This is a genomic window from Endozoicomonas sp. ALE010 (assembly GCF_049310165.1).
GTDB lineage: Bacteria > Pseudomonadota > Gammaproteobacteria > Pseudomonadales > Endozoicomonadaceae > Endozoicomonas.
On record NZ_JBLYNV010000001.1, the window covers coordinates 190,633 to 208,653 of the forward strand.

Consider the following 18,021-nt stretch of genomic DNA (forward strand, 5'->3'; position numbering starts at 1 on the left):
GATCAAGTGCGCACTATTCCTCAACCCCGTGCCGCAAGCAAAGCTGTGCGCAGATCATCGTAGTTGGTGATGGAGGGATATTGAGAAAACTCCGCAATCACGTTATCGGGTGCCTTGAACAGAAAACCGGCATCTGCTTCAGAGAGCATGGTGGTGTCATTGTAGGAGTCACCTGCAGCAAGAACCCGGTAATTGAGGCTTTTCAGTGCTTTTACCGATGCGCGTTTCGGGTCTTTCTGCCTTAACTTATAGCCGGTTACCTTCCCTGATTCTGCTACCTCCAGGCGATGGCAGAACAGTGTCGGACGACCCAGCTGAACCATAAATGGATCGGCAAACTCATAAAAAGTATCCGACAGGATAATTAACTGGAATTCACTGCGCAGCCAGTTGACAAAATCCACAGCGCCTTCCAGCGGCTTCATTCCGGAAATCACTGCCTGAATTTCATTCAACCCGAGTTTATGTTTATCCAGTATGGATAAGCGCATGGTCATCAGCTCATCGTAATCGGGAATATCACGTGTCGTTGCCCTGAGTTCGTCAATACCGGTATGGGTAGCAAATTCAATCCAGATTTCCGGAATCAGTACACCTTCAAGGTCAAGACAGACGACATCCATTGGTTATTCTCTCTTTGATGGTTAGACTTATTGCGGCCTGACAGGCTGGATGAGAATATAGCATAAACACCTATAAATATAGATATTGATTCTATTATCGACTAAATAGCCGCTGCTACAATAAACCACCACCGGCAAATGAAAACCGTCCCCCGGGAGAACTGGATTATGAAAATCACCATGGTCAAAAAGATAATGGCCGATGGCAACCTCTGCAAAAAATGCCAGGAAGTGCAGGAAAGACTGGAGAGTTCAGGTCATATCAATCGCATTGATCAATTCGTCACCGCCGTTGATGGCGACCCGGACAGCACAGGTACTTTACTGGCAAATTTATACCAGGTAGACAAAGCACCTTTTTTCATTGTTGAAGAAGAAGGCTGCGAGCCAGCGATTTACACTATCTATTTTAAGCTGGTAAAGGAAGTACTGGAAAAAGCGGCTTGAACCAAGCCGCTTATAAGGTAGTTACTGGTTTGGTAGCTGAACATGTGAAAAGAGTTCATCCACTTCCGCCTTGTTATGACGAAGGATTGCTTCCTGAACCACATCTTTGGTCAGGTGAGGGGCAAACTCTTCAATAAAGTCGTACATAAATCCACGCAGGAAAGTACCACGCCGGAACCCGATCTTGGTAATGCTTGGCTCAAACAGGTGATCAGCATTCAGGGGTACAAGGTCAGAATCCAGTTCAGGGTCATAAGCCATTTTGGCAATGATCCCGACGCCCAGCCCAAGGCGCACATAGGTTTTGATCACGTCAGCGTCAGTGGCAGTAAACACTACCCTGGGTGATAACCCTTCATTCATAAAGGCTTCATCCAGCTTGGAGCGACCCGTAAATCCGAAAACGTAGGTGACCAGGGCATAACGGGCAATATCTTTCAGGCTCAATTCAGATACCTGGGTTAGAGGATGATCCCTGGGTACAAGAACACAGCGATTCCAGCGATAGCATGGCATCATCACCAGATCATTGAACAGATCCAGCGCTTCCGTTGCGATAGCAAAGTCAACGGAACCGTCTGCTGCCATTTCGGCAATTTGGATGGGAGTGCCCTGATGCATATGAAGGGCAACATCGGGATACTGGCCAATAAACTGCCGGATAATGCCCGGCAGGGCATAGCGAGCCTGCGTGTGGGTTGTGGCAATGGACAGACTGCCCTTTCGCTCGTCACTGAATTCCTGGGCAACCTGCTTGATCGACTCAACTTTTCTAAGGATCTCACCGGCTGTATCAATGATTTTCTCACCGGCCGGGGTAATGCGGGTGAGATGCTTGCCACTTCGGGCAAAAACCTCAACGCCAAGTTCATCTTCCAAAAGCCGGATTTGTTTGCTTATACCGGGCTGAGAAGTGTATAGACTCTGCGCTGTAGCTGATACGTTGAGATCGTGGTGGGCGACCTCCCAGATATAGCGCAGTTGTTGCAGCTTCATTGATGGCCTCCGGTCGGGCAGGTTGTGCTGACAAAAATGAATAGATTGAAACAGGATCCGTTAGTTCTATAAAGCATAAAAGAATGACATTAAATTCTTTTCCAGAATACAAGCCAGTCAATATAGTTACCAGCGAATCATCAATTTTTAGTCAATATTTTCAAACATCGCCTTGGCTAGTTATAACTTTAGACCATAGATTTTGGGATGCTTATGGATTTTCTAACATATATTGCCACCGGTGCCGGCGTTGGTTTTGCGGTTGGCCTGACAGGTATCGGCGGTGGTTCATTGATGACACCACTGCTGTTAATGTTTGGCTTTCCGGCTCATATCGCCATTGGAACGGATCTGATGTATGCAGCCATTACCAAGTCAACCGGAGTCATTGTCCATCATCGTCAGAAAAGTATTGACTGGACACTGGTCAAAACGCTCTGTGCTGGCAGTCTTCCTGCCACAGTCCTGACAATTGTGCTGCTCAAGTTTTTTTTTGACAGAAGCGCTGATTATAGCCCGATCCTTACACTATGCCTTGGGATAATGTTAACCCTCACTGCGCTGTCGCTATTTATGAGTCCTTTTTTGAAAAGAAGACAGCTCTCAGGTGTCTCGATGATTCCACAGAAATATCAGACACCTTTAACATTTATTGCCGGTATATTCCTCGGGGTTCTGGTCACACTTTCATCGGTGGGGGCCGGAGCACTGGGCACTGCCGCTATTGTCCTGCTCTATCCGCTGCTGAAACCCGTCAAGGTAGTGGGTAGCGACCTGGCTCACGCAGTACCGTTAACGTTGCTGGCAGGCTTTGGCCATATCTGGCTGGGTAATGTCGATTTTGTGCTGTTAGGCAGCCTGTTGATTGGCTCTATCCCTGCTATCTATGTAGGAACCCGTGTCGGCATGAAGCTACCGGATACCTTCATGCGCATCATATTGGCCATTATTTTGCTCGGACTGGGCCTGAAATACCTTTTTTAACCCTATCCAGGGTTGCAGCCCTGTGTCAGTTTGAATAAAGTGGAAAACCCTCACCAGGCCAATGGAAAACCCATAATTACCAGGGCTTTATACAGGGTGAGGTGACTATCTGTCAGTATGGGTGCCATATTTTCATCTGGCATCAGGGGCTCAGGCCACTGATCAGGAGATTTTAAACCAGTCTTATTAAAAAAACGGGACCGCGCACATGGCTGTATTACCCATTGAAGACCTTAATATTCAATCTCAGGAAGTTCTGTTGAGTCCGGAACGCCTTAAGGCTGTGATTCCGATGACTGAGGCAGCAGCAAAAACGGTTTCTGAAAGCCGTGAAGTAATCAGGGATATTCTCGATGGCAAAGACCATCGCCTGTTTGTCGTCATAGGCCCCTGCTCAATCCACGATGTTGCTGCGGCGAAAGATTATGCCCAACGGCTGAAAGCCCTCAGTGAAGAGCTGAAAGACACATTGTATCTGGTGATGCGTGTCTATTTTGAAAAGCCAAGAACCACGGTGGGCTGGAAAGGCCTGATCAATGACCCGCATTTGAATGACTCATTTAAAATTGAAGAAGGCCTGCATATCGGTCGTCGCCTGTTAATGGATGTTGCCGAAATGGGCATTCCTGCCTCTACAGAAGCACTGGACCCGATTTCGCCTCAATATCTTCAGGACCTGGTTGCCTGGTCTGCAATAGGAGCCAGAACCACTGAGTCGCAGACTCACCGCGAAATGGCCAGCGGCCTGTCCTCGGCCGTTGGCTTTAAAAATGGCACCGATGGCGGATTGGAAGTCGCGATCAATGCCCTGCAGTCTGTTTCCAGTCCACACCGGTTTCTCGGGCTGAATGGCCAGGGGCAAGTGGCTGTTACCCATACCAAAGGCAACCCCTACGGCCACATTGTTCTGCGTGGCGGTAACGGCAAGCCAAACTACGATTCTGTCAGTGTTGCACTGTGTGAAAAGGCGCTTGAAAAAGCCGGCATCAAGCCAAATATCATGGTGGATTGTTCCCACGCCAACTCCAATAAGGACCCTGCCCTGCAACCGCTGGTTATGGAGAATGTGACCAACCAGATCATTGAAGGCAATCAATCCATTGTCGGTCTGATGGTGGAAAGCAATATTGGCTGGGGCAATCAGAAAATGACTGACAACCTGAACGACCTGCAATACGGTGTTTCTATTACTGATGCCTGTATTGACTGGAAAACCACAGAGAAGACGCTGCGCAGCATCAGGGATAAATTGAAGGATGTTCTGCCGGGTCGTCGCTAGTCAGACCTGATTTTTCTCACATAAACAGCTCGATTTGCTCGGGCTGTTCGTCTATTGAGTTGATCTTGTTATCCTCTTCAACCTGAACAGGCTCAACCACACCCGGAAGCGATAACTGGGTATCCGGTGGTGTAAAGATCTCCATCGTCTGCTTTTTGCCATAACTGACTTTACGTTCCACCGGCATATTACTGATTCTTCGATCAAGAATCGCTGAGCAGATCATGCAGACCGTGGATAGATGGCCATTAACCAGCACCTCGTAGCGACAGTCACTGTTCAGGACTTCGGTACAAAGCGTACGGTCACTTCTTGACTCAATATCCAGATTTGCCTCAACCAGATGGCGAACAGCACTGCCGTCTTCGGTGACAAAAAAATTGGATAAAATGGCCTGTTTATAACGCTTCACTGTTCCGTCGGACTACCGGGTGAGTAAATGAGCTTGGGATTTCAAAAAGGCGGGAGAAGATACACCATTATTTCAGAGAGTTATACCGGTATCTTTACCCTTTTTTTCAATAGAGGGTAAAAATACCATTAATAAAACGTGAAAAACCATAGCTTTCCCTATTCAACATCAGAAAAAGGCTGATATTGTATTTTATTGATCAACCAGATCTTGCGTCCACCCGGTGCATTGACCACCACTTCATCGTCTACCTGACGCCCAACCATTGCCCTGGCCATGGGGGAATCGATGGTAATGTGGTTGTTTTTCACATCTATCTCATCGGCACCCACTATACGACAATGGAGTATTTCACCTTCTTCGCTTTCCAGCTCAACCCAGGCACCGAAAAAAGCCTTGCCTTCCTGCTCTGGCGAATAATCGACAACCTTCAGGATTTCAAGCCGCTTGGTCAGGTAGCGTATGCGTCGGTCAATTTCCCGAAGCTGTCGCTTGCCCTCTTTATATTCCGCATTCTCACTGCGATCCCCAAGCGCAGCAGCCTCAGAAACAGCCTGCGTGACTTCAGGGCGCTTAATTCGCCACAGATACTGAAGCTCCTGCTCAAGATTTTCTTTCCCGGCACGGGTAATAAGGGGAGACTTCATAAGGTGGCACCGAACACCAACGGTAAAATTGAAACAACATTGAAAAAACGGAGAAAGGAAGTGGATGCCACCTCCCTCTATTGATCTGCCTTATTTGTAAAAAGCATTCTCAGTATTACTGTGATCCGTCACATCACGAACGCCTTTCAGCTCCGGAATACGCTCCATCAGTGTTTTTTCAACACCATCCTTGAGGGTCATATCGACCGCAGCGCAGCCCTGGCAACCACCGCCAAACTGCAGAACAGCAATGCCATCATCCAGTTCCACCAGGGATACCACGCCACCGTGGGAAGCCAGCCCGGGATTCACTTCCATTTGCAGGAAGTAGTTGATCTTCATATCCAGAGGGCTGTCTTCATTAACGTTGGGCATCTTGGCGTTGGGTGCCTTGATGGTCAGCTGACCACCCAGCTTGTCTTCAGCAAAATCAACCACCGCTTCTTCAAGAAATGGCTCACTGGTGCTTTCAACATGGCAGTTGAAATACTCAAGCTCCAGCGTCAGATCACCCTCTTTCTCTTCCCCTGGCTTGCAATAGGCCAGGCAGGTTTCCGCATGGGGCGTGCCGGGGTTGCTGACAAACAGGCGTACACCAATCCCCTCAACCCCCTGTTTTTCTAATAATTGGGCAAGATACTTCTGTGCGGCTTCAGTGAATGTAATGTTCAACGCAACACTTCCTCTATTAACTTCAGGGCTATTCTATGTCATTGGGGCGCTTCAGAGAATCCCTACCTGGCAACTCGGTTATTCAAAACGGTTTCATTTATGGGAACAATCGGGGAGAATAGTTCGCATTTGCAATTCATCGTCCTTTTCCTCGACAAGCAAGAGACCGATAATGAAAGAAACCATCAGCATTCTGGGTTGTGGCTGGCTGGGCATGCCATTGGGCGAACGACTGGTAAAAGATGGCTATCCAGTCAAGGGATCAACCACCCGGGAGGAAAAGCTGGGAGCTATTTCTGCGGTTGGCATGAAGCCTTATATTATCGGTCTTTCACCAGAGCCTGAGGGTGATATTGACTCGTTTCTGGATACCGATATTCTCTTTATCAATATTCCACCCGGAAAAGGCGATGGCCAACCCCACTTTTACCTTCGCCAGATGAAGGCACTGCTTAGCCGTATTGAGCAGTCCCGGGTTAAAAAAATTATTCTGATCAGTGCCACCTCCGTTTACCCGCAAAATAACGTTGAAGTAACGGAAGACGATGCCGTTCGCATTGAGTCCCCCTTCTCTGATACTGCCTGGCTGGATATTGAGCAGCTGTTCACGGACCATGACGACCTGAAAACCACGGTGCTTCGCTTCTCAGGCCTTATTGGCGGTGAATATCAGCCAGGGCGCTACTTTTCCGGCAGAGAGCTGGGCGGCGCTGATGATCCGGTGAATATGATACACCGGGAAGACTGTTTGCAAATCATCGGGCAGATTATTGCTAAAAATCTGTTTGGGGAAGTCTTTAACGCCTCAGCGGATGAGCACCCTACCCGTCGTCAACTCTATACCCGGTCCTGCGAAATCATGGGCATTGAGCCGCCCGTTTTTATTGACAAACCCATGCCCTATCGCCTGGTGAATTGCGATAAATTGAAGAAAGCGCTGAACTATCAGTTTGTTTATCCAGATCCATTAACAGCATTGTCTGACTAGATCTACTTCGGATATTTAATTGGCATGGTATATTCCTTGAGCGGATGGAATATACCAAAAACCATTTAGATGAGTGTAAGCCAATGAACCCCTTTTCCTTAGATCCTGACCCAGCGCCCACTTCCTTCAGAACCAGCAACACCAAAACCGTTGATCAAAGTTCATGTTTTGGCAACCGCCATGTTATTCCTGGTTCAGGTTCCAATGAACCTGCAATGAATCTGGACACCAGAGAAACTCCATTTTGCAGCAACCTGTCGCAACGCAGTATAATACTGTCGCAAATACGGTCTTTTCTTAAACCTGAGGCAAGTGAACAGGCAGCAAATATCCTGCTCGATATTATAAATATTGAATGCCAAACCCTGAGAGGCCATAAAATATATCTTCTCAGCCAGGAAGATATATCCAATTTTATTTTTGAACGCTTTAAAGTGAGGTCGAATTATCTACTACGCAAGTTTGAGAATACGTTATTCAGAAATATTAATGAGGACTTACGGACAATCTCATTATTTACGGAATTTAATATAACCACCGAAATGGCAATAAAAAGTTTTGTACATAGTGAATATTGCCCAAAAACAGCAGGTACGAATATTTTTTTCCGGGCAGGCAAATTCACTTGTGTCAATGACGAAATGGGCCGCAGCAGAAATTCTATCCTGAAAGAGAAAATTTTTGACCCTAAAACTATCAATCAACAGGGTCAGGCCTATGGTATTGGCTTATACAGTACGCCAAGCATCGCTGCCGCCAGGGGTTACCTCCATAAAGGTTATAATAAAGGAAACCCAGTCACCATACTGGCCATATTCATTAAACCAGATATAAATATCCTGTCTCTGGAAAATGACAGTCCATTTTCCTGTTTTCTGGACCACCAATATCCAATGTTTAAGAAAACAATAATGAAAGATATAAGACATGACAAATGCCATATAGAAAACTGCCTTTATATCATGCCCGCAGCAGAAACCCGATATGGTTATACATTGATTAAGTCGCCAGAAATAATCAGAAAAGTTACCCCTTATGATTACAGCTTGCTAACAAAGCTACACGTGCCTTTTAACCGTGATGAAATCAGTGGTTATAAGATGACACCACGGCCAATGTCAGCTAAGTTACAGCCTGAATATATCAAGCATGATTTCATTGAAGTAAATCCTGATTCTGACAAGTTGTATCTGCCAATTTATCGTTATGCTGCCAGAAATCGTTTTGCAACCAATAGGGAGTTCCGGGATAGCAATTGTAAACCAGAGAACCAGGAGGAGATCTGCCAAAGCAACTATAAATTCTTCACAACCATAGATGGAATCAATTATCTAATCAGGCCATCAGCTCGACCATATGAACTTTGCAGGGATTTTTCATCACCTGTATTTCATGTTCAATACAAGCTTTCAAAAAACAGGCTAACACCATCTTAATTTGTCTCTAAGGCTAACCACACTGCCAATAATGATTATTGTCGGAGCCTTTACCTTTTCGGACTCAATAATTTTATTAATGGTGGCCAGAGTTCCGGTAAAGACCCGTTGATTCCTAGTAGTACCCTGTTGAATCAAGGCTATGGGCGTCTGCGGATTCCTTCCATGATCCATTAACTCCCGGCTGATGCGGGGAAGCCCCAGCAACCCCATGTAGAACACCAGCGTTTGACCGGGGTCCAGCATTTCCTGCCAGTTCAAGGCGTAGCTGCCATCTTTCAGATGCCCGGTGACAAAGCGGACAGACTGGGCGTGATCCCGGTGGGTCAGGGGAATACCGGCATAACTGGCACAGCCGGAAGCGGCAGTAATACCAGGCACCACCTGGAAAGGAATACCCTCACTGGCCAGCGTTTCAATCTCTTCACCACCACGACCAAAGATAAAGGGGTCGCCACCCTTCAACCGCAAAACCCGCTTGCCCTCTTTGGCCAATGCGACCAGCAGGGCATTGATCTCTTCCTGGGGTCGTGTGTGTCGATCCCGCTTTTTACCAACGTAGATATAATCTGCATCCCGACGACAAAGTGCCAGAACATCTTCAGACACCAGCCGATCATGCAGCACAACATCCGCCTGCTGCATTAACCGCAGTGCTTTAAATGTCAGCAGATCTGGATCACCCGGGCCTCCGCCCACCAGATACACTTCGCCGGTTTTCTGCTCCGATGTGTTGGCCAGGGTCTGTTCAATCAAACTCCGGGCTCCCTGCAGATCACCTGTCAGCGCCTTTTCCGCAGCAGGACCTGCCAACACATTCTCCCAGAAATACCGGCGGTCATTGATCTCACTGAACCGGGCCTTGACCATATCGCGACACTCACCTGCCAGTGCCGCCAGACGGCCATATCCCCGGGGCAACAGCGTCTCCAGTTTCTGCCGCAGCAGACGGGCCAGAACCGGTGCTTTACCACCGGTGGAAAAGGCAACCACCACCGGAGAGCGATCAACAATCGCCGGCATTACCGCATTACCGGCTTGTGCGTCATCCACCACATTAACAAACAGCTGTCGCTGCTGTGCCATCCTGGCTACCTGGCGGTTAACACCCTCATCATCCGTTGCCGCAATGACCAGACAGACATCGTTCAGGTCATGGTTTTCAAAGGGCTTTTCCAGCAATTGGTGCTCACCGCTGGCAAGAAACTCACGAATTTCTGCCGATATCTCTCTGGCCACCACTCGAATATTGGCACCAGAGGCGTTGAGAAGCCTGATTTTACGCAGGGCGATATCGCCACCACCCACCACCAGACAACGCTGGTTACGTACCTGTAGAAATAATGGCAGATAGTCCATGTTTTTCTCGTTATTGATATAGCTCTGTTGACATAAGGTTGCAGGCACAAATGATGTAAGCCTGCGGTTCGCTGGCCGAACCATCTATGGGCCGAGTTTACCAGCCTACGACAGAATAAAGATAACAATATTTTCTTATCTTTTATTATTAAAAGTTATAAAAAGCCGGAAGCTGAACGGAGGATAGGGAAAAATCTGACTTCTCACTTATACGACTATAATAGTACAGTTGATAGTAAATATGACGATATAGCTTTTTATACTGTTATTGCATCACTCCGACATAACCATAAAGAGAATGCTATACAGTTCATGGCTGTTTATATCCGAATGAGACTACCCCCCTCTTTCACGGATTGAAACGCGCTTCAGGCCCCTATCATTGTTAGTCGCTTTATGACCAGTCAAACTATTGAAAACCCAGCCCCAAACAGGGACTTCCTGCGCAATCTCTGGCAATTGGCACTGCCTATCTCCCTGCAATCCATGATGTTCTCAATGCTTGGATTGATCGATATCTTCATGGTCTCCATGCTGGGTGAAACAGAAGTTGCTGCGGTCGGCATGGGCAACCGGATTTTCTTCTTTAACCTGATTCTGATCGCTGCCCTGGGCAGTGGCATGAGCATTCTGGCGGCGCAGTATATCGGTGCCCGAAATATGGATGGTTTGCGTAGGACGCTGGTTCAGACGATCATTGCCACACTGGCCATCACCACCCCATTTGCCATTGTCTACCTGCTCTTTCCAGAACAGATCATGGGCCTGATCAGTGAAGACCTCACGCTGAAGGCTCTGGGCAGCAGCTATTTATTCATCACAGCGCCCTCCTTTCTCTGCATAGCGGTCACCATCCCGCTGGAAGCCCTGCTGAGAACCAATAACGACGCAAAAACACCGACACGCATCGGTTTTATCACCATTCTTATGAATGTGCTGTTTAATTATATGCTGATCTATGGCCATTTTGGCTTTCCAGCCCTTGGGGTTGCCGGTTCGGCATGGGGGACAACCATTTCCCGGTTGATTCAGGTGGGCTTGCTTATCTATTACATCCTTGAGGTTCGCCCGGGGCTCAAACCGGTAAAAGCTGACCTGTTGCAATGCAAGAGTCGTAAACACTGGATGAAATACATCGGCATCTGTGTTCCCATGCTGATTCAGGACGGCCTCTGGTCATTTGGCCTGGTGCTTTACAACCTGATGTTTGCCCAGATGGGGGTTGTTGAGCTGGCGGTGATGAGCGCCATCTCTTCCGTTGAAGGCGTGCTGATTTCCCTGTTTATCGGGTTCGCTATCGCTACCTCAATCATACTCGGGAAGGAGCTCGGCGCTGGAGAATTTGAGCTGGCCTGGAAACAGAGCCGTTATTTTATGCTGGTCGCCCCGGCCACCGCCCTGGTAATCGGCGTTGTTACCCTGATTTTCAATGAGCAGATCGTCGGAATGTTCGGCAAATTTCAGGGTGACACCTTGAAAATGGCCAGTGAGGTGCTCATTATTGCCGGATTTGCCCTATGCATCCGGGTCATCAATCTGACCGGGATTGTTGGTGTACTGCGCAGCGGCGGCGATGTGAAAGCCACGGCAGCCATCAATATTATTGGTATGTGGTTTGTCGGTGTACCGCTGACCTGGGCAGCGGTGAATATCTGGCATTGGCCACTGCATCTGGTGTTTATCTGCGCTCTGATGGAAGAAGTGACTAAAGCAATTCTGGTCCTTTACCGGGTGCTGGCAAAATACTGGTTGAAGAATCTCACAGTTGAATGCTAAACCAATCGCCCTGGCTAGGAGGCTAAGCGTTGTTACCCATACCATTCGTCTGAGGCTTGTCGAAGTACGGTGGCACCATCCTTCGACAAGCTCAGGATGAACGGGGTGTACGGGTATTAACGCTTTTCTGCACCAGGGCGACTTGCTCATGGTCTGGATGTTTTCTGAAGAATCTCCGCCCAAAAAGAGTCCACCTTCTCGCTGATGAATTGTTCAAGATCCTCATTCATGAACCTTCTGCGAGAATCTGCAACGCCAGCAGCGCCTTCAATAATCTCCTGTTCAGAGAGTCCCTGGTTATCCGGACTGTACTGTTCCAACAATAACTCGGTGTTGCTCTCTGTCTTACCATGCCAAACTGAAAATTCAGCGTTTCCCTTTCTTAAAAGATCAAGTAATTGAGGCTCAGTTTTAAACATGTCAACAATATAATTCTGAAAATCGGCTTTATTCCTGATGCCTCTGATGAATTTTATTTCAAGTTCATCCATCACTTCCGGCTTCAGTTTACCAATTTCTCCAAAACGCTGAAAAACATGATTCTCCGGGAATTGACAAATACTTCGGGAAAATTGATTCTTGATACGCCCTCTTATCTCAGTGGATTCACTGGCTTCTACAAGAAGAGTTCCATCACTCTTGCTTGTAGTAGACATGGCTTTGTAGAGTACTGACTCATTAAAAAATAATTTTAACTTCTTCAACAAGTCGAATATCTGAACAATATCATGCCCTGCCTCCAGCTCCCGCCTGATATTAATGAAAGCCATTCTCGTTTTGATTTGATCGATGATTTCCGAAGTATGATCCTGACAATCATGGTCATAAGCAGCGTCAATCATCTCAGTGATTTCAGCACCGGTATCTGCCCGCAGATCTTCCGGGAGTGTTATCAGATGTTCCAGGATTTGTAATAAGCTCAATTTAAGCTGATTGTTTCGGTCTCTGGCTGCATTCACTTTTCCATGCAGCCTGTCTATTGCGTGGTGAAGTTCAGAATCAACGGGAAAGCTACTGTGTAATTCCTGCTGGCATCTTTGAATATTGCTTTCGATCGCAGAGGTGGCACCAGGCTGATAGTGACTTTGCCTGCCCCAACTCTGTTGGGCACGTTGAGTATGAACCCTGTTTTGACGCAGAATTTCAGGTACAGTCATTCCATCCACTAGTGTTTGTCCATTATACAAGTTAAACACAGCTTCCCGCTCGGATCTTGCAGCCTCTTCTTGTTGCCATTGATGATCACTCACGGGTAAAGAATACAAATGCGGATGACTTTCCAAAGGTTGGGCCAACCGGTGTTGCTGTTCGGGTCGTAACTGTTGCTGGCAATCTTGAATAAAATGTTCGCCCTTGTGTTCCTGCAAAAAAGAGCATTTCGGGTAAAGTCTGGCATGAACCTCATCGATGGTACTAACTCCCCACTCCTGTTGCCACTCTCCAATGGAGCCTCCGCAGGAGAAACAGAATATTTTTTTTTCATCCAGTGACAAATAAAATCCTGCATCGGATAGTCTAAGGGCATTTCTATTACCATGAGGAAAATCATCCAGGAATTCTACACACCTCGATGCATAGTGCTTAGCGAAAGAGTACATTCGCTCTGTCGCACATGCCATACGTTGGTTATAAATCGTAGCAACCGGCTCCACGTCAGAGGGCACCGTTCCAATATTATTAATTTGATGGTTATCAATGGAAACAGTTCGCTGTCGGCTACCTGATGGTGCCAGTAAATGATAGTCGCTGCCTGATGCTTGTTCGACCAATTGCGTTTGATCAGATGATGCGGCTACATTTAATGTCTCTATTTCATTAGCCAACAAAAATACTTGCTGAATACATTCATTCACATGGATCAATTTCCTGAGTTCAGCATCCTCAGGGGGAATATCGATACCAGGAAGATACACTTCGGCGCTACCCCTGAAGTTATCCATAAAAGACTGTATTTGGAGCAATGCCCTTAGCGAAGTTAATGTATGAGCATGGCCATGAATAGTAAATGCATAAGTTCTTACCGGCTGGTGTTGATGACTCTGAAAACCTGCATCCCGTGGAAATGAGCGCTCAGGGAGATCAGCACCACCAACAGCCCCCTGATCAGATAATAAATAGTTGTTCGGGCTGGCAATCGACCTTACACCGTATAGACGATAACTCGAACCATCAGTATCTGGACGGTTACTATTAATCGCCTCATTCCCATGAACAGTTCTCTGTGTAAGCTCCCCGGGTGTGATATGATCCATCATGATTCTCCTTGAGTTCATTATGACCGTTAAATATTTGAACAAAATTAATTAATAATAGTGTTTTAGATTTCAAATGTGGCTATCAAAATGGTTAGATTGACTAACCATTTTAATGATGTCCGAAAAATTTCAGGATGACACCTTGAACATGGCCAGCCTGGGTGTTGTTCTGCGCTCTGATGGAGGAAGTGTCTAAAGCGATTTTGCTGCTTTACCGGGTGCTGACAATGCACTGTTGAAGTATCTCACTATCGGGATGTTTCTCGAATAATCTTATCCCAGAACATGTCCAGCTTCTCGCTGATGAATTGGTAAAGATCTTCACGCATGAACCTTGCACGAGCATCTGCAACGTTAGCGGCACCTTCAATAATCTCCTGCTCAGAGAGCCCTGGTGTATCGGGACTGTACTGTTCCATCAATAACTCAGCGCTACTCTCTGTCTTGCCATGCCAAACTGAAAACTCAGCATTTTTCGTTATTAAAAGATTAAGTAATGCCGGATCCGTGTTAAACATGTCCATAATATAATTTTGAAAATCGGCCAGATTCATAATACCGCTGGTGAATTTTCTTTTAATTTCCGCCATCACAATTGCTGGCGGCCTGCCAACAGTGCCGTAACATTGTGGAATTTGATTCTCAGGGAATTGGCAGATACTTTGGGAAAACAGATTCTTAATGTAACCTCTTGTTTCAGTGGATTCACTGCCCGCAATAAGTAGAGTACCAGTTAACCCTCTTGTAGTAGACAATACACTGTACAGTACTGACTCGTTGTAAAATAATTTTAATTTCTTCAGCAGGTTGAATATGTGGACAACATCAGACTCAAACTCCAGCTCCCGATTGATATCAATCAAAGCCATTCGAGTCTGGATTTGATCAATGATTTCTGTTGTATGATCCTGACAATCCCGGTCGTAAGCAGCGTCAATAATCGAAGCAATTTCAGCACCTACATCTTCCGACTGATCTTCTCGAAGTGCCAGTAGATTCTGCAGGATTTGCAATAATTTTAATTTAAGCACGTAGCTTTGGTTCTGAGCAGCATTAACTTTCTCATGCAACCTGTCCATTGCATTGTGAAGAGCTGACCCAGGAAGAAAGCTACGGTGAAATGCCTGCAGACATCTTTGAACATTGCGTTTGATAGAAGAAGTGGCATCTGCCTGACTCTGTCTGTTACTACTGTTTTGGCCAGCTTGATTTTGCGCCCGTACCAATTCATGTAACGTCATTCCGTCCAATCGTGCTCGTCCTTCACGCCAGTCGGATAGAAATTTATAATAATCCACTTCTACCTGCTCTTGCTGCCATTGATACACATCCAAAGGTGAGCGATACAAATGGGGATGACTTTCCAAAGGTCGGGCTAACACACGTTGTTGCTCTTGTGTTAATTGTTGTTGACAGGCTTCGATAAACCCTTCACCTTTTTTTTCCCGCAAAAAAGAGCACTCAGGGTAAAGTCTTGCATGAACCTCATCAAGGGAGCGCACTCCCCACTCCTGTTGCCACTCTTTAATTGAACCTCCACAGGTAAAACATAACAGCCTTTTTTCCAGCAGTGATAAATAAAATCCAGCATCTGATATTTTAAAAGCACTCTTATTGCCAGCAGGAAAATCACGTATAAATCTCATTTGTCTGACTGCACCATGCAGAACGATAGAGTTTCTGCGATCGTTACTGTTTACCATATATGGGTTAAAGATTGTAGAAACCAGCCCCGCATCAGGGGCTGCGGCATGATCAGCACCATAACCAGTATTAGTGGTTGGTATCGCGGTAATATCATTAATTAACAGAAACGCATTGAACCGATCCTGTCTATTGATAATAAAGTGTTTCAGTTCAGTATGGTTAATAGGAATATCTGAACCTACATTGTATAACTCAGCACTATCACGAAAGTTTCGTAACAGTTTCCGCTCCGATAATAACGCAGCAATCGAATCAAATTGTTTATCTTCTCCATTAATATGGCCGAAATACCGGGTAGTGCTGTTAACGTCAGCAGCAGGATTTGAGCTTTCCGAAGATAGAGCAGGCTGGCAATACTGTACTGGTGTTATCTGACCACTGATTGAATTTAACCGCCTGTTTTCACGGGCAACCATTCGCTGCAAGCCACTGTGTGTTGCCGGTAAACGATAGTCATCTGACCTGTATCCACTGGCTGCTGCCTGTTCCGTCACATGTGTTTGATCCGCTGGTGTGAATACATTTAATGTTTCTATGTCATTCACCAACAAGAATACTTGCTGAACACGAGCATTCTCAAGAATCAATGTTTTGAGTGCGCTATCCTCAGGGGGGATATGGACATCAGAAAGATATCTTCCGGTACTCGCCCTGAAGTTATCCATAAAAGGCTGAATCTGGAGCAGTAACCGTAGCGACTTAAATGTTTTAGTCTGGCCATTAATGATAAATTGATAAGAACTCCCCGCCTGATTCTGGTGACTCTGAAAACCTGAAGGAAGGTCATATTCATGACCAGAGGAATCAGTATTAGCAACAGGCTGCGGGTTACCCGATAAATAATTGCCTGATGTACTGGCAATTGGCCTTACAAGGTATGACTGATATCTCGAAACAGCCGCCGCATGGGCATTATAAACATCAGATTCATCATCGCTGCCCAAATCAATAGTTGTCTCTACAGGATCCCTCGCGGAAAGATTATTCACCACGCTCTCCTTTTGTTCATGACTACCGTAATTTTTGAACAAAGTTGATCGATGATAATACTTTAGATGTAAATTAAGAGGGTGAAATCAAACGTTCCACCCTGCTGATCTCCTAGAGAATACTAATTCCTCCCATATAGCTCTGAAGTGCTTCAGGAATATGGATACGCCCATCCTTATCCTGGTAATTCTCCAGTACCGCCACCAGAGTACGACCCACGGCAAGACCTGAACCATTCAGCGTATGAACCAGCTCAGGCTTGCCTGATTCGTTGCGGAAACGCGCTATCATTCGACGTGCCTGGAAATCAACACAGTTACTGACGGAAGAGATTTCACGGTACTGATTCTGGGCGGGCAGCCAGACTTCAAGGTCGTAGGTCTTGGCAGCCCCAAAGCCCATATCGCCACCGCACAGTGCCACAACGCGATAAGGCAGCCCCAGCTTCTGGAGAATGGCTTCTGCATGCCCTGTCATCTCTTCCAGCGCTTCATAGGACTTGTCAGGATGGACGATCTGCACCATCTCAACCTTTTCAAACTGGTGTTGACGGATCAGGCCACGGGTATCACGACCATAACTGCCCGCTTCGCTTCGGAAACAGGACGTGTGAGCCGTCAGACGAATGGGCAGTTGATCAGCTTCAACAATCTGTTCACGCACCAGGTTGGTCAGGGTAACTTCTGCCGTAGGAATCAGGAAAAACTGCTTCTGGTCAGCACCGGAATCATCATCACAGGCGGTTTTGAACAGATCTTCCCCGAATTTGGGCAGCTGGCCAGTGCCATACAGGGCTTTATCATGAACCAGCAGCGGGGTAATAACTTCTTCATAGCCGTGCTCAGTGGTCTGAACATCCAGCATAAACTGAGACAGAGCCCGGTGCAGGCGGGCAATTTTGCCACGCAGCATGGCAAATCGGGAGCCGGAAATATGAGCAGCCGCTTCGAAATCCAGGCCAAGAACTTCACCCAGATCAACGTGATCTTTGACATCAAACTCAAACTGTCGTGGCTCACCCCAGGTACGAACCAGTACGTTGTCGTTTTCGTCTTTACCTTCTGGTACAGAGCTGTCTGGCAGGTTAGGCACTTCCAGCAGCAGGTTATTCAATGCTTCCTGCAGTTCGGTCAGGGCCTGCTCATTTTCCTTGAGTTCGGCATTCACCTGATCCATGCGCTCTTTAAGCGCGGAAACATCACCGCCCTGGGCCTTGATCTTGCCAAATTCCCTGGAACCCGACTTACGTTCGCTCTGCAGCTGCTCAGTTTTAACCTGAAGCGACTTGCGACGCTCCTCCAGAGAAACCAGACGCTCAATATCCAGTTTGTAGTGCTTCTTCAACAGCTGTTCCGCCACAGCTTCAGGATTGCTGCGAACGATTTTGGGGTCTAGCATATTCCTACCAAATTAACTGATTGGACGATGGTTTTCTTATCCGGGCAGACGC

The 18,021-nt window shown here is 46.8% G+C and carries 15 protein-coding genes; 6 read left to right on the top strand and 9 right to left on the bottom strand.

Features of this window, described 5'->3' with window-relative positions:
- Positions 1-20: 20 nt before the first annotated feature.
- Complete coding sequence (gene thrH, locus ACO6UY_RS00655) at positions 21-623, bottom strand: bifunctional phosphoserine phosphatase/homoserine phosphotransferase ThrH (RefSeq protein ID WP_269674403.1); 603 nt, start codon at positions 621-623, stop codon at positions 21-23.
- A 138-nt stretch (positions 624-761) separates the two neighbouring features.
- On the opposite strand from thrH, the gene ACO6UY_RS00660 reads away from it, so the two are divergent.
- On the top strand, positions 762-1,070 hold the full coding sequence (locus ACO6UY_RS00660; protein ID WP_422488790.1) for a hypothetical protein: 309 nt from the start codon (positions 762-764) through the stop codon (positions 1,068-1,070).
- Positions 1,071-1,091: 21 nt separating this feature from the next.
- Here ACO6UY_RS00660 and cysB read toward each other — a convergent pair whose 3' ends face one another.
- On the bottom strand, positions 1,092-2,066 hold the full coding sequence (gene cysB / locus ACO6UY_RS00665; RefSeq protein WP_101747347.1) for an HTH-type transcriptional regulator CysB: 975 nt from the start codon (positions 2,064-2,066) through the stop codon (positions 1,092-1,094).
- A 213-nt stretch (positions 2,067-2,279) separates the two neighbouring features.
- Between cysB and ACO6UY_RS00670 the strand changes: the two genes are divergently transcribed.
- Positions 2,280-3,050 carry a sulfite exporter TauE/SafE family protein gene (locus ACO6UY_RS00670; RefSeq protein ID WP_422445013.1) on the top strand — a complete coding sequence of 257 codons (771 nt, stop codon included), beginning with the start codon at positions 2,280-2,282 and terminating at the stop codon, positions 3,048-3,050.
- 208 nt (positions 3,051-3,258) lie between these two features.
- Positions 3,259-4,329, top strand: coding sequence for a 3-deoxy-7-phosphoheptulonate synthase (locus ACO6UY_RS00675; RefSeq protein WP_422445015.1), 1,071 nt, complete (start codon positions 3,259-3,261; stop codon positions 4,327-4,329).
- Between the two features lie 16 nt (positions 4,330-4,345).
- Here the strand turns inward: ACO6UY_RS00675 and ACO6UY_RS00680 are convergent, their stop codons facing one another.
- The 3 genes from ACO6UY_RS00680 to nfuA form a co-directional block, all read right to left on the bottom strand.
- Entirely contained in the window at positions 4,346-4,741 is a 396-nt protein-coding gene (locus tag ACO6UY_RS00680) for a hypothetical protein (RefSeq protein WP_422445017.1), read from the bottom strand.
- A 158-nt stretch (positions 4,742-4,899) separates the two neighbouring features.
- On the bottom strand, positions 4,900-5,388 hold the full coding sequence (gene greB / locus ACO6UY_RS00685) for a transcription elongation factor GreB (protein WP_101747351.1): 489 nt from the start codon (positions 5,386-5,388) through the stop codon (positions 4,900-4,902).
- A gap of 90 nt (positions 5,389-5,478) precedes the next feature.
- Positions 5,479-6,060, bottom strand: a complete 582-nt coding sequence (nfuA, locus tag ACO6UY_RS00690; protein ID WP_422459072.1) for a Fe-S biogenesis protein NfuA — start codon at positions 6,058-6,060, stop codon at positions 5,479-5,481.
- 172 nt (positions 6,061-6,232) lie between these two features.
- Between nfuA and ACO6UY_RS00695 the strand changes: the two genes are divergently transcribed.
- On the top strand, positions 6,233-7,048 hold the full coding sequence (locus ACO6UY_RS00695; RefSeq protein WP_422459070.1) for a hypothetical protein: 816 nt from the start codon (positions 6,233-6,235) through the stop codon (positions 7,046-7,048).
- A gap of 44 nt (positions 7,049-7,092) precedes the next feature.
- Positions 7,093-8,484, top strand: coding sequence for a hypothetical protein (locus ACO6UY_RS00700; protein ID WP_422445023.1), 1,392 nt, complete (start codon positions 7,093-7,095; stop codon positions 8,482-8,484).
- Here the strand turns inward: ACO6UY_RS00700 and cysG are convergent.
- Positions 8,470-9,843, bottom strand: a complete 1,374-nt coding sequence (cysG, locus tag ACO6UY_RS00705; protein ID WP_422446133.1) for a siroheme synthase CysG — start codon at positions 9,841-9,843, stop codon at positions 8,470-8,472. The two genes, ACO6UY_RS00700 and cysG, sit on opposite strands and share 15 nt — an antisense overlap.
- 396 nt (positions 9,844-10,239) lie before the next feature.
- On the opposite strand from cysG, the gene ACO6UY_RS00710 reads away from it, so the two are divergent.
- Positions 10,240-11,619, top strand: a complete 1,380-nt coding sequence (locus ACO6UY_RS00710) for an MATE family efflux transporter (protein WP_422445025.1) — start codon at positions 10,240-10,242, stop codon at positions 11,617-11,619.
- Between the two features lie 146 nt (positions 11,620-11,765).
- Here ACO6UY_RS00710 and ACO6UY_RS00715 read toward each other — a convergent pair whose 3' ends face one another.
- The 3 genes from ACO6UY_RS00715 to serS form a co-directional block, all read right to left on the bottom strand.
- Positions 11,766-13,874, bottom strand: coding sequence for a hypothetical protein (locus tag ACO6UY_RS00715; RefSeq protein WP_422488791.1), 2,109 nt, complete (start codon positions 13,872-13,874; stop codon positions 11,766-11,768).
- Positions 13,875-14,122: 248 nt separating this feature from the next.
- Positions 14,123-16,570, bottom strand: coding sequence for a hypothetical protein (locus tag ACO6UY_RS00720; protein ID WP_422465919.1), 2,448 nt, complete (start codon positions 16,568-16,570; stop codon positions 14,123-14,125).
- Between the two features lie 112 nt (positions 16,571-16,682).
- Positions 16,683-17,969 carry a serine--tRNA ligase gene (serS, locus tag ACO6UY_RS00725; protein WP_422445031.1) on the bottom strand — a complete coding sequence of 429 codons (1,287 nt, stop codon included), beginning with the start codon at positions 17,967-17,969 and terminating at the stop codon, positions 16,683-16,685.
- Between the last annotated feature and the right edge of the window lie 52 nt (positions 17,970-18,021).